This window comes from Roseobacter sp. HKCCD5988 (assembly GCF_037830355.1).
Lineage (GTDB): Bacteria > Pseudomonadota > Alphaproteobacteria > Rhodobacterales > Rhodobacteraceae > M30B80.
Genome location: NZ_JBBLYJ010000002.1, coordinates 118450 through 138176, shown reverse-complemented (window position 1 = coordinate 138176; position 19727 = coordinate 118450). Strand labels below are relative to the sequence as shown.

Annotated in this window: 20 protein-coding genes and 1 pseudogene; 10 read left to right on the top strand and 11 right to left on the bottom strand. The window is 56.7% G+C overall.

Annotation, left to right across the window (positions count from 1 at the left end; genetic code table 11):
- Positions 1–16: 16 nt before the first annotated feature.
- The 7 genes from AAC636_RS08725 (at position 17) to AAC636_RS08695 (ending at position 7376) form a co-directional block, all read left to right on the top strand.
- The gene (locus tag AAC636_RS08725) at positions 17–910 is read left to right on the top strand and encodes an aldo/keto reductase (RefSeq protein WP_340301567.1); all 894 of its coding nucleotides are present in this window, start codon (positions 17–19) and stop codon (positions 908–910) included.
- A complete protein-coding gene (locus AAC636_RS08720; protein ID WP_340301213.1) occupies positions 910–1446 on the top strand; it encodes a flavin reductase family protein in 537 nt (178 codons plus the stop codon). The genes AAC636_RS08725 and AAC636_RS08720 overlap by 1 nt, the downstream gene beginning before the upstream one ends.
- Before the next feature lie 72 nt (positions 1447–1518).
- Positions 1519–2784: an ABC transporter substrate-binding protein gene (locus tag AAC636_RS08715; RefSeq protein WP_340301212.1), complete on the top strand. Its 1266-nt coding sequence runs from the start codon at positions 1519–1521 to the stop codon at positions 2782–2784.
- A 23-nt stretch (positions 2785–2807) separates the two neighbouring features.
- Complete coding sequence (locus AAC636_RS08710) at positions 2808–3872, top strand: carbohydrate ABC transporter permease (protein WP_340242182.1); 1065 nt, start codon at positions 2808–2810, stop codon at positions 3870–3872.
- Positions 3869–5305: a carbohydrate ABC transporter permease gene (locus AAC636_RS08705; RefSeq protein ID WP_340301211.1), complete on the top strand. Its 1437-nt coding sequence runs from the start codon at positions 3869–3871 to the stop codon at positions 5303–5305. The genes AAC636_RS08710 and AAC636_RS08705 overlap by 4 nt, the downstream gene beginning before the upstream one ends.
- Positions 5305–6366, top strand: coding sequence for an ABC transporter ATP-binding protein (locus AAC636_RS08700; protein WP_340301210.1), 1062 nt, complete (start codon positions 5305–5307; stop codon positions 6364–6366). The genes AAC636_RS08705 and AAC636_RS08700 overlap by 1 nt, the downstream gene beginning before the upstream one ends.
- Positions 6363–7376, top strand: coding sequence for a YeiH family protein (locus AAC636_RS08695; protein WP_340260138.1), 1014 nt, complete (start codon positions 6363–6365; stop codon positions 7374–7376). Before AAC636_RS08700 ends, AAC636_RS08695 begins: the two co-directional genes overlap by 4 nt.
- Before the next feature lie 81 nt (positions 7377–7457).
- Here the strand turns inward: AAC636_RS08695 and modC are convergent, their stop codons facing one another.
- The 10 genes and pseudogenes from modC to AAC636_RS08650 form a co-directional block, all read right to left on the bottom strand.
- The gene (modC, locus tag AAC636_RS08690) at positions 7458–8531 is read right to left on the bottom strand and encodes a molybdenum ABC transporter ATP-binding protein (protein WP_340301209.1); all 1074 of its coding nucleotides are present in this window, start codon (positions 8529–8531) and stop codon (positions 7458–7460) included.
- A complete protein-coding gene (gene modB / locus AAC636_RS08685; RefSeq protein ID WP_340301208.1) occupies positions 8524–9225 on the bottom strand; it encodes a molybdate ABC transporter permease subunit in 702 nt (233 codons plus the stop codon). Before modB ends, modC begins: the two co-directional genes overlap by 8 nt.
- A complete protein-coding gene (gene modA, locus AAC636_RS08680; RefSeq protein ID WP_340260141.1) occupies positions 9222–10004 on the bottom strand; it encodes a molybdate ABC transporter substrate-binding protein in 783 nt (260 codons plus the stop codon). The genes modB and modA overlap by 4 nt, the downstream gene beginning before the upstream one ends.
- Before the next feature lie 42 nt (positions 10005–10046).
- Positions 10047–10226 (bottom strand): annotated as a pseudogene (locus AAC636_RS12500) (sugar nucleotide-binding protein); the annotation flags it as partial.
- Positions 10227–10306: 80 nt separating this feature from the next.
- Positions 10307–10990, bottom strand: coding sequence for a DUF1045 domain-containing protein (locus AAC636_RS08675; RefSeq protein WP_340301207.1), 684 nt, complete (start codon positions 10988–10990; stop codon positions 10307–10309).
- A 76-nt stretch (positions 10991–11066) separates the two neighbouring features.
- Positions 11067–12359, bottom strand: a complete 1293-nt coding sequence (locus AAC636_RS08670; RefSeq protein WP_340301206.1) for an NAD(P)/FAD-dependent oxidoreductase — start codon at positions 12357–12359, stop codon at positions 11067–11069.
- 18 nt (positions 12360–12377) lie between these two features.
- Positions 12378–13592, bottom strand: coding sequence for an acyl-CoA dehydrogenase (locus tag AAC636_RS08665; protein WP_340261390.1), 1215 nt, complete (start codon positions 13590–13592; stop codon positions 12378–12380).
- 59 nt (positions 13593–13651) lie between these two features.
- A complete protein-coding gene (locus tag AAC636_RS08660) occupies positions 13652–14443 on the bottom strand; it encodes a metal ABC transporter permease (protein WP_340260145.1) in 792 nt (263 codons plus the stop codon).
- Positions 14443–15228 (bottom strand): metal ABC transporter ATP-binding protein, encoded by a 786-nt coding sequence (locus AAC636_RS08655; protein ID WP_340301205.1) that lies wholly within the window; start codon positions 15226–15228, stop codon positions 14443–14445. Before AAC636_RS08655 ends, AAC636_RS08660 begins: the two co-directional genes overlap by 1 nt.
- On the bottom strand, positions 15225–15707 hold the full coding sequence (locus AAC636_RS08650) for a Fur family transcriptional regulator (protein WP_340255312.1): 483 nt from the start codon (positions 15705–15707) through the stop codon (positions 15225–15227). The genes AAC636_RS08655 and AAC636_RS08650 overlap by 4 nt, the downstream gene beginning before the upstream one ends.
- Positions 15708–15803: 96 nt before the next feature.
- Between AAC636_RS08650 and AAC636_RS08645 the strand changes: the two genes are divergently transcribed.
- The gene (locus AAC636_RS08645) at positions 15804–16826 is read left to right on the top strand and encodes a zinc ABC transporter substrate-binding protein (protein ID WP_340301204.1); all 1023 of its coding nucleotides are present in this window, start codon (positions 15804–15806) and stop codon (positions 16824–16826) included.
- Positions 16827–16830: 4 nt separating this feature from the next.
- On the opposite strand, the gene AAC636_RS08640 is transcribed toward AAC636_RS08645, so the two are convergent.
- On the bottom strand, positions 16831–17487 hold the full coding sequence (locus AAC636_RS08640; protein WP_340301203.1) for a class I SAM-dependent methyltransferase: 657 nt from the start codon (positions 17485–17487) through the stop codon (positions 16831–16833).
- A 160-nt stretch (positions 17488–17647) separates the two neighbouring features.
- Between AAC636_RS08640 and AAC636_RS08635 the strand changes: the two genes are divergently transcribed.
- A complete protein-coding gene (locus AAC636_RS08635; RefSeq protein WP_317655253.1) occupies positions 17648–18274 on the top strand; it encodes an ATP-dependent Clp protease proteolytic subunit in 627 nt (208 codons plus the stop codon).
- A gap of 153 nt (positions 18275–18427) precedes the next feature.
- A complete protein-coding gene (gene clpX / locus AAC636_RS08630; protein WP_340301202.1) occupies positions 18428–19696 on the top strand; it encodes an ATP-dependent Clp protease ATP-binding subunit ClpX in 1269 nt (422 codons plus the stop codon).
- Positions 19697–19727 lie beyond the last annotated feature (31 nt).

The following is a 19727-nucleotide window of genomic DNA, read 5'->3' as shown; positions in this document are numbered from 1 at the left end:
CAAAACACCCCCCACTATGCCCCGCGTCCAAATCGCCGAGGGCCTAAGTTTTAGCCGTCTTGTCTACGGGATGTGGCGGCTTGGCGATGACACGGATACCTCCACCGATCATGTCATCGCAAAAATCGAAGCCTGCCTTGCCCAAGGGATCACAACCTTTGATCAGGCGGATATTTATGGCGCTTATACCGCTGAGGGCATTTTGGGTGCCGCGTTGCGCGCGCGGCCCGATCTGCGGGCCAAAATGGAAATCGTCACAAAATGCGATATCGTGGCCCCGATTGGCCGCTATTCTGACGCGCCTGTAAAATATTACGACACATCCGCAGCTCATATCACGCAATCTGTCGACACCTCTTTGCGCGAGATGGGGATTGATCAGATTGATCTGCTACTCATTCACCGCCCCGATCCGCTGATGGATCACCACGAGACGGGGGCCTGCCTTGATGGATTGATCAAAGCGGGCAAGATCCGCGCAGCGGGCGTGTCGAATTTCCGCCCTTGGGATTGGGAGTTGCTTCAATCCGCGATGAGCGCGAAATTGGTGACCAACCAAATTGAGCTGTCGCTGTCTCATATCGCGCCCTTCACAAATGGGGATTTGAGTTTCCATCAACGCCATGCACAGCCCGTCATGGCGTGGTCACCTTTGGGGGGTGGTGCGCTGATGACGACACGCGAGGGGCTGTTGGCCACGCGTCTTGACGCGATTGCGGCAGAGCAGGGCGTGGATCGTGCGGCTGTTGCTGTGGCCTTTCTCTTGGCCCATCCTTCGACAATCTTGCCTGTGCTTGGCACCAATGCGTTGCCGCGTATTGCCACTATTTCAGACGCGCTGCGCGTGCGTCTTGATCGGCACGATTGGTTCTCGCTTTACGAGGCCGCGCTTGGCCACGAGGTCGCCTGATGGATCAGAAGATGCGCCGCCACCCCCTCAGCAGCTTTGTGCCCGACCCAGCAAACCCGCGCGCCTTTCGCACGGCGCTTGGGTGTTTTGCAACGGGTGTGACCATTGTCACAGTGGCAAGCGATGAGGGGCCCGTGGCCATCACGGCGAATAGTTTTACATCCGTGTCTCTCGATCCTGCATTGGTCTTGTGGTCGATTGATCGCGCTTCGCGCCGCTACCCCTTTTTCGGTGCGGCTCCTGCCTATGCCATTCATGTTTTGGGGGCGCATCAAGAAGATCTTTGCTGGCGCATTGCGCGCGATGCAAAGGGGCTTGGGCCCGATGATTTTGATATGAATGCCGAAGGTGTGCCCGTGCTGCATGACTGTCTTGCGCGGTTTGAATGCACAGCTTGGGCCAATTACGCGGGCGGTGACCATGATATCATGGTCGGCCAAGTGCAGCGTGCGGGCTATCGCGACTTGGGTGGGTCGCTGGGATTTTTTCGCGGCAAGCTTGGCACGTTCACCGTGAGGGAGACTGAGCCCGCATAACCAAGTTACCCCGATGAAAAGGGGGAAAGTGAGACGACCAAAACCAACGGGAATGTTTAAGGGAGGAATTACATGACCGCTAAGTTTACCAGCACTGCAATTGCAGCACTTATGGTTGCAAGCGCAGCCCCCGCTTTCGCGGATGAAATTACGTTTTTGTGCTACCAGGACGGCAATGAATGCGATGTGATCGGCGAAATGCTGCCCGAATTCACCGCTGCCACAGGCCATACTGTTAAAATGGAAACCGTTGCCTATGACGTGATCCGTGATCAGTTGGAAAACCAGTTGCAAACGGATGCGGCCCCTGATGTCGCGCGCGTGACCAATTTGGGCGGCTTGAACCAGTATTACCTTGATCTCGCGCCCTATGTCGATCGTGGCACATGGGAAGCGGCCTATGGCGCAACCCTGCCGTGGTTCCGCGCACCAGGTGCGGGGGATGATGGCATTTACGGGTGGATGACCCAGCTGACTGTGACAGGTCCCTATGTCAACGTCTCGCTCTTTGAAGATGCGGGCGTGGATATGCCAGGTGATGGCGCCACATGGGACGATTGGGCAACGGCCTTGGCCGAAGTTCAGGCCGCAACAGGCGTGACCGCAGGCTTGGCAATGGATCGCACGGCGCATCGTATGGCGGGCCCCGCGTTTTCCTATGGCGCGCGCTTCTTTGATGATGCGGGCAACCCGATCCTTGTGGATGAAGGGTTCCGTAACTTTGCAGAAACATTTGTGGGTTGGCACGCCTCAGGCCTGATGCCCGCAGAAGGTTGGCCTGCAGGTGAGGGTACGCAATATCGCAACGCTGCACCGCTGTTCCAATCGGGCGAAGCTGTGATGCACATGTCGGGGTCGTGGATGATTAATTCCTACTCGGAAAACATCACCGATTTCGAATGGCGCGCGGTTCCAGCGCCATGTGGCGTAGGTGGCTGTGGCGCAATGCCAGGGGGTGCCGCGATCACGGCGTTCGAATCGACCGATGCACCTGAAGTAGCTGCGGCCTTTATTGATTTCCTCGCCTCTGAGGAAAATGCAGCCCGCTTTGCATCTGCAACCCGCAACATCACCGCGCATCAGGGCCTTCAGGCTTCGGGTGTTGATTATGGTGATGCATCCCCCGCGGTTGCGGCGGCGCTGTCTGTCTTTGCGGCAAATGCTGGCAAGGCAGCAGAAACCACACCACAGGCTTACACCTTCCAAGGTTACGCCAAGAATTTCGTAATCTATGGTGTTGTGCCTGACTACCTGACCAAAGCAATCACTGGCGAAATGAGCCTTGATGATGCTTTGGCCGCGATTGATGCGGATGTTGCCGCACAAATCGCCCAGTAAGTGAACCAAAGGACGACCCTGCAATGATTGACGCCTTCATCGCCGCATTTGCAGGGTCACCTTGGCCACTTTATCTGGCCCTATACTTGGCCGTGGGGTGGGTGTTGATCCGCCCCACTGGCCCAATCACGGGGCAATTAGCCTCGATCATGGGATGGCCGATTGAGATGACACAGCGCCTCGCAGGCGCGACTGGTCTGCCCTATTTGTTCCTTTTGCCCAATATGTTGGTCTTTGGCCTGTTCACCTTTGCCCCGATGTTTATCAATTTGGGGTTCGCGGTGACTGAAGGCCAATCCATTCTCTTTGATGAGCGTGCCTTCGCAGGTCTTGATAACCTGCGCCGTCTTGTGGCCGAAACACAGATTGACACGGGCGCCGCCAATCTTGAGGACGACAAGTTTTTCTCGGCCGTCTACGACACGGCGATCTTCGTGATTTTCCAAGTGCCCGTTATGATCCTCGTGGCGCTTTTATCTGCGCTTGCCCTGAACCGCCAAATCATCGCGCGCGGCTTTTGGCGGGCGGTGTTTTTCTACCCTGTGATGCTGTCGCCTGTGGTGGTCGGCTTTTTGTGGAGTTTGATCCTCAAGCGGCAAGGCGTTTTGAGCCAAAGCCTGATCATGTGGGGCTGGATTGAGGAGCCGATCCAATGGCTCACCGATCCGTCATGGACAATGTTTTGGTCTGTCTTTGTCTACACTTGGGCGCATCTTGGTTTCTATATGCTGATCCTGCTTGCAGGGCTGCAGGCAATCCCGCGCGATGTGTATGAGGCTGCTGAAATGGATGGCACATCCGCCTTTCGGCAATTGACCCGCATCACCATCCCGCTGCTTGCGCCGACCCTGTTGGTGGTCACGGTTCTGTCGCTGATCAAAGCCTTTCAAGCATTTGAGGAACTCTATGCCATGTCGGTGCGGTGGTCTTCGCTTGTGGCATATATTTTTGAAACATCAGGTCTGCGGGGTCAGGCCACAGCCAATGGTCTGGGGGTTGCGGCGATGGCATCGTTGATTGTGGCTGCGGTTTTGATCGTGCTGTCGTTGTTGCAGGTTTGGCTCTCATCGCGGGGGGCACGGCAATGAGCGGGGCATGGGCATTTCTGACCCGCAAGGCAGGCGGGCCACGCGCCAACTGGTTGGATTACCTCACCTATTCCTATCTCTTGCTGGGTGTGGTTGTGATCCTCGTGCCTGTGCTGTGGCTGGGGTTGAATTCGCTGAAATCTTCGGCCCAGTTGGAGCGCCAAGACCTATCGCTTTTGCCTGCCCGCTATGAACAGGTGGCGCGCGCCACAGTCACAGGGCCGGAGGGCAAGCGCATTTTCTACATCAGTGATCTGCCCTATTGGGTTTTGGATTGGTCGGATCTGCCAGATGCGCAAAAGGCACGACACGATTTATCTGCCTTTTTGGCAGGGTATGAGGGGGATGCGCTTTATGCCTTGCGGGCGCATTTGGGCCTTTTGCCTGAGATGACGCGTGACTTGGTTGCACGGGAAAACCTGCCTGATTGGATTTTGCGCTATGTGTCCATGTCGGCGCAGGCCCGCAGTGAATACGATGTTGCGGCCATCATCGTGGGGCTTGGCCCCGAAGATCAGCGACTTTTGTCGGAATTTCTATCGCTTGATCCTTACGAGCCATCGGCCATTTCTGTTCAGATTTTGGCCCGCGCCCCTGATCCAGTTACAGGTATTGAGACACTGTTTGGGGTGTCGCGCATCAACCCCACGCGCGAAACAACGCCTGCGCGCTATGTTGATAACCGCAGCGCGGAGGTGGTGCAGCTTGCCACGGCCACCATTCGTACAGAGCGCAGCTTTGCCCCCAGTTGGGAAAACTACACCGATCCCCTTTTGGGGCGTGCCTTTGGCGTAAACGTGAATTTTGCGACCTGCTTTACCAATTCGGTTTTGGTCACGGCCATTGCCACGGCCCTGACCTTGCTCATCAATTCGATGGCGGCCTTTGCGCTGGCGAAATATAAATTCCGCGGCCAAGTTTTGTTCTTTGTGATCATCTTGGCCACGCTGATGGTGCCCCCCACCATCACGCTTGTGGGCTTGTTCAAGGCAATCAATGCCACGGGCCTGTCAGGGTCGATCTGGGGCGTTATCATTCCAGGGGCGGCCACCCCAACGGGGGTGTTTTTGCTCCGCCAATATATGCTGTCGATCCCCGATGAGTTGATCGAGGCAGCGCGCATGGATGCGGCGAGCGAATGGAAGGTCTATTGGCGCATCATTTTGCCTTTGGCCTTGCCCGCGATTGCAGCCTTGGCGATCCTATCGGTGATCTGGCGCTGGAATGATCTGATCTTGCCGATGGTGGCCATCGCGACCACCAAAGAGGCCTATACAATTCAACTTTGTCTGCTTGAATTCCGTGGCGAGCATCTCAGCCAAGAGCATTTCCGCCTCGCTATGACCATGGTCAGCCTCGTGCCTGCGACCTTGGTCTTTGTGTTCTTGCAGAAATACATCACCACGGGCATTGCCAATACGGGATTGAAATAGTGAGTGACCTACAGCTGAAATCAGTGATCAAGCGCTACGGCTCGGTCGAAGTGATCCATGGCATTGATCTTGAGATCAAGTCAGGCGAGTTTTGCGTCTTTGTTGGCCCATCTGGCTGCGGAAAATCCACGCTTCTGCGGATGATTTCGGGGCTTGAGGGGATCACGGGCGGCGATGTCGTGATCGATGGGGTTGTGGTCAACCACGTGCCCGCGGCACAGCGTGAATTGGCGATGGTGTTTCAATCCTATGCGCTTTACCCGCATATGTCGGTGCGCGGAAACTTGTCTTTCGGGCTTGAGAACCTCAAAATGCCGAAAGCCGAAATTTCCCGCCGCGTGGAGGAGGCCGCGTGTATGCTCCGCATTGAGGCGTATCTGAACCGCCGTCCTGGTCAATTGTCGGGCGGGCAGCGTCAGCGGGTTGCCATTGGTCGCGCGGTTGTGCGCGAGCCAAAGATTTTCCTTTTTGACGAGCCGCTGTCCAATCTTGACGCTGAGCTGCGCGTGACGATGCGCCGCGAGATTGGCAACCTCCATCGCCGCCTTGGGAACACGATGATCTATGTGACCCATGATCAGGTCGAGGCGATGACAATGGCCGATAAAATCGCGGTTTTGCGCGATGGCAGGCTGGAACAATTTGGAACCCCGTTAGAGCTATTCAATAATCCAAATAACCGCTTTGTTGCGGGCTTTATCGGGTCGCCTGCGATGAATTTCCTGAAGGGCGAAATCGCCGAAGGTGGGGTGGCTTTGGCCGCTGGGGGTCACATTCCCCTTGGGCCGCGCAGCGGTGTTGGTCAAGGCGATGCAATCGAATTGGGCATCCGCCCACGCGACATTAGCATTGCCAAAACAGGCGGCGTGAAGGGCGAAGTGACCGAAGTCGAACAATTGGGCAGCGAAAGCTATATCTTTGTCACCCTGCCGTCAGGGGAGCCGCTGGTGATCCACCAAGCGGGCCAGACTGATATCGCCATTGGCCAAACAGTTGCTGTCAAGCTTGCCCCTGAGGCCGTTCACATCTTCCGTGCCGATACAGGGCGTGTGTGTCGGTGACCCTGCGCAACGCTGACATCCTCTCTGGCCTTCAGCGCATTGGGCCAGGGTTGCTGATGGCGCTTTTGGTGGCGATGGCTGCGCAATTCCTGTCGGATCATTACGGCGCGCCTGTGATGCTGATGGCGATTTTGCTCGGCATACCATTTCATTTCCTCTCGCAAGAGCCGCGTATGGCCGCAGGCATCCAATTTGCGGGCCGCACCGTTCTGCGCATTGGGGTGGCGCTGCTTGGCCTTCGCATTAGCGCGCAATTGTTAGAAGGCATTGGCGTGGCCGAAGCGGTCATGCTGGCGATGGCGGTCGTCACCACGATTGGCGCGGGAATTTGGCTGGCCCCGCGTTTTGGCAGATCGGGCTATTTTGGGTTTCTTGCGGGTGGCTCTGTTGCCATTTGTGGTGCCTCTGCGGCGCTTGCCATTTCAGCGTTGCTGCCAAAACGGCATGTGGCCGAAGATGATGTCACCTTCACTGTGGTGGGGGTGACGGTGCTCTCGAGTGTCGCGATGATCATCTATCCGATGATCGCCACCTCGCTTGGTCTGTCGACCCATATGGCAGGGATATTCTTAGGCGGCACCATTCACGATGTGGCCCAAGTTGTGGGGGCGGGCTATTCCATCTCGGATGAGACGGGGGATCTTTCCACCTTGGTCAAATTGTTTCGCGTGATGATGTTGGCCCCCGTGATTTTGGTGGCGTCTTTGATCCTGCGCAAAGCCCATCTTGAGGCGGGCGAGGGCGGGAAAGCCCCGCCGCTCATCCCTGCTTTCGTGGCGGGGTTCATTGCATTGGCCATTCTGGGCACGATGCAGCTTGTGCCGCCGTTGATCACAGAGAGCGTGAACATTGTCTCGCGAAGCTGCCTTGTGGTGGCCGTTGCCGCCGTTGGGATGAAAACCTCGTTGCAGGCATTTGCATCAGTTGGGCGCAGCGCCTTGGCGTTGTTGATCACCCTGACGCTGCTGATTGCGGCTTTGGTGGCCATTGGCCTCGCGGTCTTAGTCTAGGCCTACTTGTTTTGCGGGGCTGATTTGCAGACCCGTATTTTGGCGCGCACCTTGTTCATGCCGATCTCAAAGGCGGCATGATCAGCCAATATCTTCGCGCGCGACCGATAGGGTTTTAAGGATGGCATAGACCGCCCGCCCTTCGTTCAGGCCCAATAGATGGGCCGAGCGGCGGGTCACACGGGCCAAGATCCGCCCCAATTTCGTGTCGACTGCGACCAAAACGGCGGGGCCATCGCCGCTGCGCATACTGTGAATTGTGCCTTCGATGACATTGAGCGCCGATAGGTCTTGTGGTTTTTGGGTGGCCAAAATCACCTCATGCGCGGCGATACGCAGTTGTAATTTTTGCCCCAAATCGCCGTTCAGACGCGGCACAAAAAGGGCCACATCGGCGTTGCGTAATTCGCTGACCCCATCCGCGTGATGCGCCGTCAGCGTGGCCTCAATAACGGCCCCCGCTTCGCGTGATCCTGCAGGCAGGCTATGTGGGTCAGAAAAGACCTCGCTTGGGCGCCCTTGCGCCTGTATCCGCCCCGCCTCAATCGTGATCACTTCTGTCGCTAAGCGCGCAACCTCGGTGGGGGCGTGACTTACATAAAGAATGGGAATGTCGATTTCATCGCGCAGACGTTCAAAATAGGGCAGGATTTCTTGCTTGCGCGCCTCATCAAGGGCTGCCAGTGGCTCATCTGCCAGAAGGATACGGGGGGCCGCTAACAACGCGCGCCCGATTGCCACGCGTTGCTTCTCGCCGCCTGATAGCATCGCGGGTCGCCGCTGCAAGAGGTGCCCGATCCCCAACATCTCGACAATATCTGCGAAATTCGGGGCAGGGCGCGCGCCGCGATAGCGCATCCCATAACGAAGATTTTTTGCAACGCTCAGATGCGGAAAGAGGCGCGCCTCTTGAAAAATATACCCGGCTTGGCGCTCATGCGCGGCAAGGTTTATCCCGCGCGCAAGGTCAAACAGATCCATGTCCCCCACGCGGATATAGCCTTCATCAGGCGTGATAAGACCCGCGACTGCATTGATCACGGTGGTTTTGCCCGCGCCCGAGCGGCCAAAAAGGGCAGTGATCCCGCGGGCGGCTTGGAAGTTAAGATCAAGTGAAAACCCACCGATCTGGTAACGAAGCCTCAGATCAAGCATCACGTCCCCCGATACGTTTTGACAAAGCCCGAGCCAGAATTTCTGACAAAACGAGGGCAAGAATAGCGATAAAGATCGATACGGCTACTAAGATCAGTGCGCCCTGTTCCCCGTCTGGTTGCTGTAAAAATGTGTAAATTGCCGAAGGGATTGTGCGGGTTTGATTTGGAATATTCGAAACGAAGGTGATGGTGGCGCCAAATTCCCCCATGGCCTTTGCAAACCCCAAAATCGCGCCAGTCAGAACCCCTGGCAGGCTCAGAGGCAAGGTGAGGGTGGCGAAGACCGCCCAAGGCGGCGCGCCTAGACTGCGGGCTGCATCCTCAAGTTTGGGGTCAACCGCCTCAAGCGATAGGCGCATCGCGCGCACCATCAGCGGAAAGGCCATGACCGCCGCGGCAAGGGCTGCCCCCGTCCAATGAAAGGCAAAGCCCAGACCGAGTGCAGCCAAGGCTTGCCCCACGGGGGTTTGCGCGCCAAAGGCCAAAAGCAGCACATATCCCGTCACCACAGGCGGCAAGATCAGGGGCAGATGAACCGCTGCATTCAAGATTTGCTTTCCAAAAAAGTTACAGCGCGCCAAAAGATAGGCAACCCAAAGTGCGACAGGCAGGCTGGCCAAGGTGGCCCAAAAACTGACCTTGAGGGATAGCGCGATTGCTGCCCATTCTGCGGGGCCGAGAAGATCAATCATTTCTCAGCCTCCGCTAGTGTCTCAAATCCATTCGCCGTGAAAATCATCGCCGCGTCATCCCCGCGCAGATAGGCGAGAAAAGCCGCGGCCGCAGGTTTCATCTCCGCACCAAGCGCGGCGGCAGGGTAGCGGATTGGGTCGTGACTGTCTGCCGGGAAGGTGCCAATGATATGCACCTGCGTGCTGATCATAGCATCGCTGCGATAGACCACTCCAAGGGGGGTTGCCCCCGCTGCAACTTGGGCAAGGGCGCTGCGCACATTGTCGAATTGCGCGACCCGATCCGCGACCGTGTCCCAAAGGTCGAGATGGCTGAGCGCGGCGCGACCATAAATCCCTGCAGGCACGGCATCAACAAGGGCCATGGCCAGATAACCGCCGTCCAGAAAATCGGCCAAATTGATCTCGGGCGTGATATTCTGATCCGATTGATCTAGACCTTCCCCATGCGCCACAAGAACCAATTGATTGCCCAAGAGATCAAACCGAGCATCGGGCGCAATCAATCCCGCTTGGGCGATGCGATCCATCCAGTCGGTATTGGCTGAGATAAAAATATCGGCAGGCGCGCCCTGTTCAATCTGACGGGCCAGCGTAGAGGACCCTGCATAAACCATGCTGACCTCGAAATCGCTTGCTGCCTCAAATTTCTGTTCGATTTCATCTAGGGCTGTCGCAATGCTAGAGGCCGCGAACACCAATATCTCTTCAGCCCGTGTCAAAGTCGGGCTAAGGCACAGCATCAGGGTCAAAAACATAGGACGGATCGGGGCGTTCATAGGTGCAGAGTTTCCGCGACCAATGCCGCTTGTGCAAGGGCCTTATGCGCTCTTGATGACCTCCGCCACATAGTCGCGCCACCTTGGGCGGGCGATGCCAAAGGTGATTTGGGTTCTGTGACACTCAAGGCGACTTTTGAGGGGGCATGTCGAATGCGTGGGATGATCCCGCGTGGGGATGGGGGTGATGGTCACCTGATCACCGCTTTGTGCGAGAATTTCAGCGGTGAAATCGGCCTAATAACCATCGATGGATTGAATTTACGAAAAACGCCCCTCGCAAAGCAATTTGCGGGAGGTTCTTACGCCAAATTTTGGCTTTCGATACAATGAAACCGCCCCATATCATCCTCACCCACAAGCGCCAATGAGGCGACCTCAAAAGGCTGTGGTATCACAGGCGCGAAATGCGCATGCAGGCGGGACACCAGATCATCGGCCTCGGCTTGTGGCAGGCGTCCTGACAAGGTCAAATGAAAGCGGAATTCTTCAAGCACATAGGGATAGCCCCATTTGATCAACATCTCCTCCTGACGGCGAGTGAGGTTGGCAGATCTACGCTTGGCCAATTCAGACTCGGATGCAGGCGCACGAAACGGATCCAACTCTTTGACCATCGTTGCGGCCAGCTCTTGGAGCACCGGATCATGACTTGCAGGGACAGCGGCGACAAAGCTCCCTAAACGACGGATTTCCAAAACGGGGATTTCAACCCGCGACGTTGCTTTGCACAATTCACGGAACCTTGCCGCAAGGTCATTGGCGCTTTGACCCTTGGCCAGTTTAAAAGGTGGCTTGATCGTTGCGTGAAACCCGTATTTGCGGGGGCTGTCGGTGATCTGTGCGATGGGCCTCGATAGGCCCGCAAGCTCAGGATGCGAGCGCTCAGTGCCTTGGCGGTTGCACCAGCCCAACCAATCTGCGCCAACACGATAAAATCCGCCATCCGGCAGAAAATATACCGCATATCGGCTATATTCGGACATTCCGCGCTCCCCTTTCGGCTTGGGGTCGGCCTAAGATCTGCGTCCTGATTTGGCAATGATTACTTTGATCGCAGGATTAATTCCGCTGCAATGCATGCGCCATGGTCGCCCCTAATTCGTAATAGGCCGCGCGCAATTTGCCAAATCCCGTTACCGATTTTTGTTTTGGAGGCATCGGCCAGAGGTTATGGTCTTGTTGCAAAAGGGCCTGCGCAGCGGCTGTGCCAAATACTGTTCCGGGGCCTATCCCGCGCCCTGAATATCCAAACACCGCCGCACCATTTGGCCCGATCTCCAAGACTTTGGGAATATGGTCGCCCGTCATGGCGATACGCCCTTGCCAGATATGGCTAAAGCCTTGACCTGCCAATTGCGGGAAGGTTTGCGCCAATTTGCGCGCTGCCCATGCGTGATGCATGCCGCCCCCAAGCCGCCCTTCAACATTGCCAATCGCGCCCAAAATCAGGCGCCCTGCCGCATCCATGCGGAAGGAACTCATGACCATTGCCGTGTCCCACGCCCCTTCACCGCCCGCTAGAATTTTGCTGCGCAAGCTCTGCGGCAGGGGTGTTGTGGCAAATTGGCTATAATAAACGGGGATGAAGCTGGGCCTGTAACTGGAAAATCCGGCCATGTGATAGGCATTGGTGGCAATCAATGCGGATTGCGCGGTGATCTCGCGCCCTGCCGCGCGCGCCACCCAAGCACGGCCCTGATGGGTTAAATCTTCAACTGTGAGGGGGGCAAAGATCTGTGCCCCTGCCGCTTGGGCCGCGCGGGCAAGCCCGCGTACGTAAGCCAGAGGTTGAATCGTGCCAGCACGCGGATCAAACAGCGCTCCTGCAAAGTTAGGGCTGCCCGTGCGCGCGGCGGTTTCCTCGACATCAAGCAGCTGCAAGGGCGCGCCATATTGGTTGCCTTGGCGATGGCGGGTTGTCAGATCATTCAACCCCGCCGCGTTATGGGCAAGGTGCAAGGTGCCGTTACGCGTGGCTTGGCAGGCGATATTCTCGCGCGCAATCAGATCAAAGACACGGGCAGGGGCCGCGCCAAGCGTATCAATCAGCGCTTCACCCGTTTTGACGCCGAGGGTTTTAATTATCTCATGCGGCGGCAACCACAGGCCTGCGTTCACAAGGCCCACATTGCGCCCCGATCCGCCATGGCCGATCTCTTGCGCCTCTAGAAGCGCGACCTTGGCGCCCATGCGTGCGGCCTCTAATGCCGCAGAAAGGCCAGTGAAGCCGCCCCCGATGATCAAGAGATCAACCGCGCTTGGTAAAGCGTCTGCGCTGTCGGCTGTCACCTGCTCGCACGCGGTGCTATGCCACAGATTGCCCTTTGATCCAAAAGCCCCAGACGCCTGCATCGGCGCGCCCCTTTGTGATTAGAAAAACGCCTGAAGCCCTGTTTGCGCGCGCCCCAAAATCAGGGCATGCACGTCATGTGTGCCTTCGTAGGTGTTGACCGTCTCAAGGTTTTGCGCGTGCCGCATCACATGATACTCAGCCATGATCCCATTGCCGCCATGCATATCCCGTGCATCGCGCGCAACGGCCAAGGCTTTGCCGCAATTGTTGCGTTTGATCAGGCTGATCAATTCGGGCGCACAGCTACCCTCATCCATCATGCGGCCTGCACGCAAAGCCCCTTGCAGGCCAAGCGCGATTTCCGTCTGCATATCGGCCAGCTTTTTCTGAAACAGCTGTGTTTGCGCAAGAGAGCGGTCGAATTGGCGGCGGTCGAGCCCATATTGGCGGGCGCGATGCCAGCAATCTTCGGCGGCACCCATCACCCCCCACGCAATGCCATAGCGCGCGCGGTTGAGGCAGCCAAACGGCCCCTTCAGTCCCTCGACATTTGGCAAAAGCGCATCTTCTGGCACGGCAACCTGATCCATCACGATCTCTCCCGTGACCGAAGCCCGCAAGGAAAGTTTGCCCTCAATCTTGGGCGCAGACAGGCCCTTCATTCCTTTCTCAAGGATGAAGCCGCGGATCTTGCCGCCATGGGCCTCCGATTTTGCCCAAACGATAAAGACATCCGCGATAGGTGCGTTGGAAATCCACATCTTTGCGCCGTTCAACACATAGCCATCTGCGGTTTTCGTGGCCGTGGTTTTCATCCCTGCGGGGTCAGAGCCCGCTTCGGGTTCGGTCAAACCAAAGCAGCCAATAAGCGCGCCGCTGATCAGTTTGGGCAAATATTTTTGTTTTTGTGCCTCTGACCCGTAAGCATGGATCGGGTAGATCACGAGGCTTGATTGCACGGACATCATCGAACGATATCCAGAATCGACCCGCTCGACAGCGCGGGCGATTAAGCCATAGCTGACATAGCTTGCGCCAATGCCGCCATAGGTTTCGGGCACAGTTACGCCCAAAAGGCCCATTTCTCCCATCATGGGAAATAGTTCAGGCGCAGTGGTTTCGTTCAAATAAGCTTCGGTGACGCGGGGGGCGAGGTGGTCTTGGGCAAAGGCCTCGGCGCTTTCGGAAATCATCACTTCCTCAGGCGCAAGCTGCGCTGCCAGATGAAAGGGATCTGCCCACTCAAAAGCCGCGAGAGCAGGGCCTGATTTTGCGCTGTGACCATCTGGCATCGTTACGTCCTCCAAAGCAAAAAACATATGGCCGACATTGCCGCGAAGCGCGGCAAGGTTCAACCCATGCGCACCCGCCCAATAAGGGCAGAAAGCGCAAAGAACAGGGCGGCTGCACAGACAATGCTTGGCCCTGTGGGGGTGTCATAGGCGAATGATCCCCAAAGTCCAAGCGCCACCGATACCACCCCAATCAGCGAGGCCAAAATGGCCATCCCTTCTGGGTTGCGGGCCAAGGGCCGTGCCGCTGAAGCGGGGATGAGCATCAATGCAATGATCAACAGCGCCCCCACCACCTTGATGGCCACAGCCACGCTGATGGCAAGTGCAAGGGTCAGCAGCATATTCTCACGCCGTGGCGCAATGCCACTGGCATGGGCCAATTCAGGCGACAGCGTCACAGTCAACAGCGCCTGCCAACGGCTGAGGATCAGCACCAAAACCACCGCCGCACCAAGCCAGATCACCGCCAAATCAGCACGACTAACCGCCAGAATGTCACCAAAAAGATAGGCCGATAAATCAGCACGCACCCCTTTGGTCAGGCTTACGGCTACAAGGCCAATGGCAAGCGCCGCATGGGCGAAGGTGCCAAGCAAGCTGTCAAGACCGAGTGAGCGTTCCGATAGGCTTGTCACCATCAAGGCCACGATCAGGCAGATCAACAGAACCCCTGTGAAAATCGACAGGTTCAACGCAAGCGAGATGGCAACCCCCAACAGCGCGGCATGGGCCGTGGCATCGCCAAAATAGGCCATGCGCCGCCAAACCAGAAAACAGCCCAAAACACCCGCAACCACAGCGACCCCGACTCCCGCAAGGGCGGCGCGGATCATGAAATCATCCAGCATCATTGCACCTTTTCGGGGCTATGGTCGCGGCTGTGAGCATGGCCGTGATCGTGATCGTGATCATGGCTGTGGCTATGTTCATGCCGATACAGGGCCAATGCCCCATGCGTGCCCGTTCCAAAAAGCGCGCGATATTCAGGCGCGCTTGCAACTGTTTCGGGGCGGCCTTCGCAGCAGATATGCCCGTTGAGGCAAATCACCCGATCCGAGGCACTCATCACAACGTGCAATTCATGGCTGACCATCAAAACCGCACAGCCCACCTCGCGCCGCAGATCTTCGATTTGGGTGTAGAAGGCGGCAGAACCCGGTTGATCCAGCCCTTGTGTGGCTTCGTCCAAAATCAACAATGTCGGGCGGTCAAGAATGGCGCGGGCCAACAGGACACGCTGAAATTGCCCCCCTGACAATTCGGTCATCTGCCGCGCGCCCAAATCGGGCAAACCCGCTTGATGCAAGGCGGTTGCAATTTCTGCGGGGCTGTGACGGCGCGGCATCGACAAAAACCGCCCCACAGTCACAGGCAGGCTGCGGTCAATATGCAGCTTTTGCGGCACATAGCCTATGCGCAAATTTTCGGCCCGTGTGATTATGCCCCGCTCAGGCTGCAACGCCCCAATCAAGGCGCGCAAAAGCGAGGTTTTCCCCGATCCGTTCGGCCCCACGATTGTAACGATTTCACCAAGAGCAATCTCAAAATTCACATGATCCAACACCACGCGCCCCGCTTGGCTCAGGCGCAGATTTTGGGTTTTGATCAGGGGCCGTTTTATAGGTGCGTTCATGGCCGTGCCTCGCGGCAGGCGGGGCAGAGCCCTTCCAATTCGACCGAACTGCGTTCAACCGCGAAGCCCAAATTTTTTGCCTCGCTCACCAGCCCCAATTCTGCCTCAGGCCCGCCCGTTTCTGCAACCATATCGCAGTTGCGACAAATCATGAAGGCAGGCATATGCGCCCCCTCATCGGGCAGGGTGCAGGCGATATAGGCGTTTAGGCGCTCAATGCGATGCGCAAAGCCATGGCTGACCAGGAAATCAAGCGCGCGATAGGCCACAGGGGGTTGGGCATTCTGCCCCTCGGCCGAAAGTCGCGCCAGAATATCATAGGCCCCAAGGGCGCGATGCTCCTCAAGCAGGATTTCCAAGACACGTTTACGCTGCGCTGTCAGGCGCAGGCCTTCTGTGGCGCATCGTGCTTCGGCGGCGGCAAGCGCCGAGGCGATGCAGCCTTGATGGTCGTGGTCGTGGAATTGGTTTTGCGACATTGGCGCGCATAACCTTTCATGTTGCCGATTTTCAGTATTGATATGTTATAACATATCTACTAACTCTCACCCCGTTCTAATCATGAGGGTGCGCTGATGTCTATGAGATTCTTACTTGGCACAGGTGTGATTTGCGCCTTTTCAGCGGCAACGCCGTCTGCGGCGGTCGCAGAGGTGCCGCGGGTTGTAACAGATATCGCCCCCGTGCATTCGCTTGTGGCACAGGTCATGGCGGGGGTTGGTGTGCCTGATTTGTTGATTGACCAAGCAACCAGTCCGCATCACTTTGCCTTGCGCCCTTCGCAGGCGCGCGCGCTGCAAGAGGCTGATTTGGTGGTCTGGATTGGGGCTGGCCTTTCACCCGCCTTGTCGGGGGTGATTGCTGATCTTGCGGGGGCGGGGAAAGAGATGGCGCTTTTGTCGGTGCCGCAGACGGATCTCTTGCCCATTCGCGAAGATGCGCGTTTTGAGGCGCATCGCCACAATGATCATGATGATCACGGCCATGATGACCAAGGTCACGATGATCATGACGACCACGGGCATGACGACCACGGGCATGATGATCACCAAGATGGGGGTCACGAAGACCATGCGCATGATGGCGCGATTGATCCTCATGCGTGGCTTGATCCTGACAATGCCGTTCTGTGGCTGACCGCGATTGCCGAGGAATTGGCGGCGGCAGACCCCGACCATGCACAGACCTATCGCAGAAATGCGACAAATGCCGCGCGGCAGGTCGAACAGCTCGCGGATCAAATCGAGGCGGATTTTGCGGCAACGCCGCCGCCCGCTTTCATCGTGTTCCACGACGCTTATCAATATTTTGAAGATGCGTTTGATATTTCCGCGCAAGGGGCCATTAGCCTGTCAGATGCAAGCGCCCCTTCGGCGGCGCGCCTGTCTGAAATTCGCACGATTGTGGCCGAGCAGGGGGTTGAATGCCTGTTTGCAGAGCCACAATTCGACCCAGATATCCTGAGCGCCGTGGCCGATGCGGCCCCTGTCTCAATCGCGGTGATTGACCCATATGGCGGGCATATCCCCGCGGGTGTCGATTTCTACCCCGCGCTTTTGCAGGATTTGGCGACAGGTATTTCGGGCTGCAAGGGCTAATGGCCTAGCGTAGGCCAAGCCGCTTTTTGAGGCTGCGCTTCCAGCGGAACATCAGATGGACGCGCCGCGCATGGCGCAAATCTGCTGCGGTGACGGCGGGGCGCTTGGTGACCGCAATGCGGCGCAAGATCGTCAGGCTGCCTGCGCGTGCCTCAATTTTGAAATCGGAATTATGGGCGAGGAATGTGTCAATCGCCCATCCTACGCCGGGGAATGCCGCGCCGTGATCATGCAGGGCAATAACGCCACCTTTGGTGACGCAATCGGCCCATTGCAAATCAACAGTGACGTAATAGTGACGATGGTCGCCATCAATGAAAACGAAATCAAACATCTGCCCTGACGCGCGGGCAGGATCGATGAAATCTTGGGTCACACCTTTCCAAAAGGTGACCAGATTGGGGTCAATCCCCGCCGATATCAGGTTGCGGGTGATGATATTTTCTTGATCGGGGTAATAGGTCAGCGGATCAATCACAAAAAAATCTGGGCACGCATCGGGCGCGTATTGCCCCATCATCTCTTTCAACGTGCCGCCCGCCGCGGTGCCAATTTCCAAATGCGCCCCTGAAAATGCAGAATTTTTCAAGGTTTCCATCAAAAGTGCGCGCTCTTCTGCGGTGCATTCGGATTCGAGCGTGGTCGCGCTAGGTCTGGCCATTGTGATATTTCCCCGTAAATCTTGTCTGCGGCATTGCGCGAATATGGCAACAAGTCAAGCGTGCCACCCTTGCAGCCCCTGTCCTGCAAGACTAAGACTCTTGGTAACACTTCGATGATACAGCGCCAAAACAGCAATTAACCCCAGTTGAGGATGCACCATGAAAGATCCGATTGATACCTACATGAACACGCTTGTGCCTATGGTGGTCGAGCAAACCTCGCGCGGGGAGCGGGCCTATGACATTTTCTCGCGCCTGCTGAAAGAACGGATCATTTTCATCTCTGGCCCCATCCATGACGGAATGTCGAGCCTGATCGTGGCGCAGCTTTTGCACCTTGAGGCCGAAAACCCCTCAAAAGAGATTTCGATGTATATCAACAGCCCCGGCGGCGTGGTGACATCTGGCCTGTCGATCTATGACACCATGCAATATATCAAACCAAAGGTCTCGACTTTGGTGGTGGGGCAGGCTGCCTCGATGGGGTCGCTTTTGCTAACCGCAGGCGAGGCGGGCATGCGCTTTTCCCTGCCCAATAGCCGCATCATGGTGCACCAGCCCTCAGGCGGGTATCAGGGTCAGGCGACCGATATCATGATCCATGCACAAGAGACGCAAAAGCTGAAAGATCGCTTGAACCAGATCTATGTGAAACATACGGGCCAGAAATTCGAAAAAGTGGTCGAGGCGCTTGAGCGTGACAATTTCATGGATGCCGAACAAGCCAAGGCTTGGGGTCTGATCGACCAGATCGTGGAAAGCCGCGCAGCCTTGGAAGAAAAGTAAGAATGGCACGGGCGGGGCAGATGTGACCTCGCCTGATGCAATTTGGCGTTGTGGTGGCGGTTTTGCTGTTCTACGCTACGAGCCAAAGATGAAACAGGCGCAGATAGTTTGCGGCAGGGGCCGTTCCTGCCGAACCGTTCGAAGGTGATTGAGATGGCAGATTCCGCCAGTGGCGACTCGAAAAATACGCTTTACTGCTCGTTTTGCGGCAAAAGCCAACACGAGGTTCGCAAGCTTATTGCAGGCCCGACAGTGTTCATTTGCGATGAATGCGTTGAGCTTTGTATGGATATCATTCGTGAGGAGACGAAATCCTCAAGCTTGAAATCCACTGACGGCGTGCCAAGCCCGCGCGACATTTGCGCGGTTCTCGATGACTATGTGATCGGCCAGGAGCATGCAAAGCGCGTGCTGTCTGTTGCGGTTCACAATCACTACAAACGCCTGAACCATTCGGATAAATCCGAGATTGAATTGGCGAAGTCCAATATCTTGCTGATCGGCCCGACAGGCTGCGGCAAGACCCTCCTTGCGCAAACCTTGGCGCGGATATTGGACGTGCCGTTCACGATGGCTGATGCAACCACCCTGACCGAAGCGGGTTATGTGGGTGAGGATGTCGAAAACATCATTCTCAAGCTATTGCAGGCCTCTGAATATAACGTGGATCGTGCGCAGCGCGGGATCGTCTATATTGACGAGGTCGATAAGATCACGCGCAAATCTGACAATCCTTCCATCACCCGTGATGTGTCGGGCGAGGGGGTGCAGCAGGCCCTTCTGAAAATCATGGAAGGCACGGTTGCAAGTGTTCCGCCCCAAGGGGGCCGCAAACACCCGCAGCAAGAATTTTTGCAGGTCGACACGACTAATATCTTGTTCATCTGCGGCGGCGCTTTTGCGGGCCTTGAGAAAATCATCGCGCAGCGTGGCAAAGGGTCGGCCATCGGTTTTGGTGCCGATGTCAAAGACAATGACAGCCGCGGTGTCGGTGAAATGTTCAAGGAACTTGAGCCAGAAGATCTGTTGAAATTCGGCCTGATCCCCGAATTTGTGGGCCGTTTGCCCGTGATCGCAACGCTGACCGATCTTGATGAGGCGGCTTTGGTCACGATTTTGACCGAACCTAAAAACGCGCTTGTGAAACAGTATCAGCGTCTTTTTGAACTGGAAGATGTGAAGCTGAAATTCACTGAAGACGCCCTGAGTGCGATTGCCAAGCGTGCGATTGAGCGTAAGACGGGCGCACGCGGCCTGCGCTCAATCATGGAAGATATCCTGCTCGATACCATGTTTGAATTGCCAGGCGCGGAAGGCGTGTTGGAGGTTGTGGTCAACGATGAGGCCGTGACGTCAGACGTTCAGCCCCTGATGATCTATGCCGATCGCAAAAAAGATGAGGCCGCCTCCTCGGCAGGTTAAGGTCTAGCGCATCCAATAGCCTGCATTGCGC

What these genes read in the sequence shown, in the direction of transcription:
- AAC636_RS08725 (WP_340301567.1), top strand. Translation starts at nt 17, where the DNA reads ATGCCCCGCGTCCAAATCGCCGAGGGCCTAAGTTTTAGCCGTCTTGTC.
- AAC636_RS08720 (WP_340301213.1), top strand. Translation starts at nt 910, where the DNA reads ATGGATCAGAAGATGCGCCGCCACCCCCTCAGCAGCTTTGTGCCCGAC.
- AAC636_RS08715 (WP_340301212.1), top strand. Translation starts at nt 1,519, where the DNA reads ATGACCGCTAAGTTTACCAGCACTGCAATTGCAGCACTTATGGTTGCA.
- AAC636_RS08710 (WP_340242182.1), top strand. Translation starts at nt 2,808, where the DNA reads ATGATTGACGCCTTCATCGCCGCATTTGCAGGGTCACCTTGGCCACTT.
- AAC636_RS08705 (WP_340301211.1), top strand. Translation starts at nt 3,869, where the DNA reads ATGAGCGGGGCATGGGCATTTCTGACCCGCAAGGCAGGCGGGCCACGC.
- modC (WP_340301209.1), bottom strand. Translation starts at nt 8,531, where the DNA reads ATGCTTGATCTGAGGCTTCGTTACCAGATCGGTGGGTTTTCACTTGAT.
- modB (WP_340301208.1), bottom strand. Translation starts at nt 9,225, where the DNA reads ATGATTGATCTTCTCGGCCCCGCAGAATGGGCAGCAATCGCGCTATCC.
- modA (WP_340260141.1), bottom strand. Translation starts at nt 10,004, where the DNA reads ATGAACGCCCCGATCCGTCCTATGTTTTTGACCCTGATGCTGTGCCTT.
- AAC636_RS08675 (WP_340301207.1), bottom strand. Translation starts at nt 10,990, where the DNA reads ATGTCCGAATATAGCCGATATGCGGTATATTTTCTGCCGGATGGCGGA.
- AAC636_RS08670 (WP_340301206.1), bottom strand. Translation starts at nt 12,359, where the DNA reads ATGCAGGCGTCTGGGGCTTTTGGATCAAAGGGCAATCTGTGGCATAGC.
- AAC636_RS08665 (WP_340261390.1), bottom strand. Translation starts at nt 13,592, where the DNA reads ATGCCAGATGGTCACAGCGCAAAATCAGGCCCTGCTCTCGCGGCTTTT.
- AAC636_RS08660 (WP_340260145.1), bottom strand. Translation starts at nt 14,443, where the DNA reads ATGCTGGATGATTTCATGATCCGCGCCGCCCTTGCGGGAGTCGGGGTC.
- AAC636_RS08655 (WP_340301205.1), bottom strand. Translation starts at nt 15,228, where the DNA reads ATGAACGCACCTATAAAACGGCCCCTGATCAAAACCCAAAATCTGCGC.
- AAC636_RS08650 (WP_340255312.1), bottom strand. Translation starts at nt 15,707, where the DNA reads ATGTCGCAAAACCAATTCCACGACCACGACCATCAAGGCTGCATCGCC.
- AAC636_RS08645 (WP_340301204.1), top strand. Translation starts at nt 15,804, where the DNA reads ATGTCTATGAGATTCTTACTTGGCACAGGTGTGATTTGCGCCTTTTCA.
- AAC636_RS08640 (WP_340301203.1), bottom strand. Translation starts at nt 17,487, where the DNA reads ATGGCCAGACCTAGCGCGACCACGCTCGAATCCGAATGCACCGCAGAA.
- AAC636_RS08635 (WP_317655253.1), top strand. Translation starts at nt 17,648, where the DNA reads ATGAAAGATCCGATTGATACCTACATGAACACGCTTGTGCCTATGGTG.
- clpX (WP_340301202.1), top strand. Translation starts at nt 18,428, where the DNA reads ATGGCAGATTCCGCCAGTGGCGACTCGAAAAATACGCTTTACTGCTCG.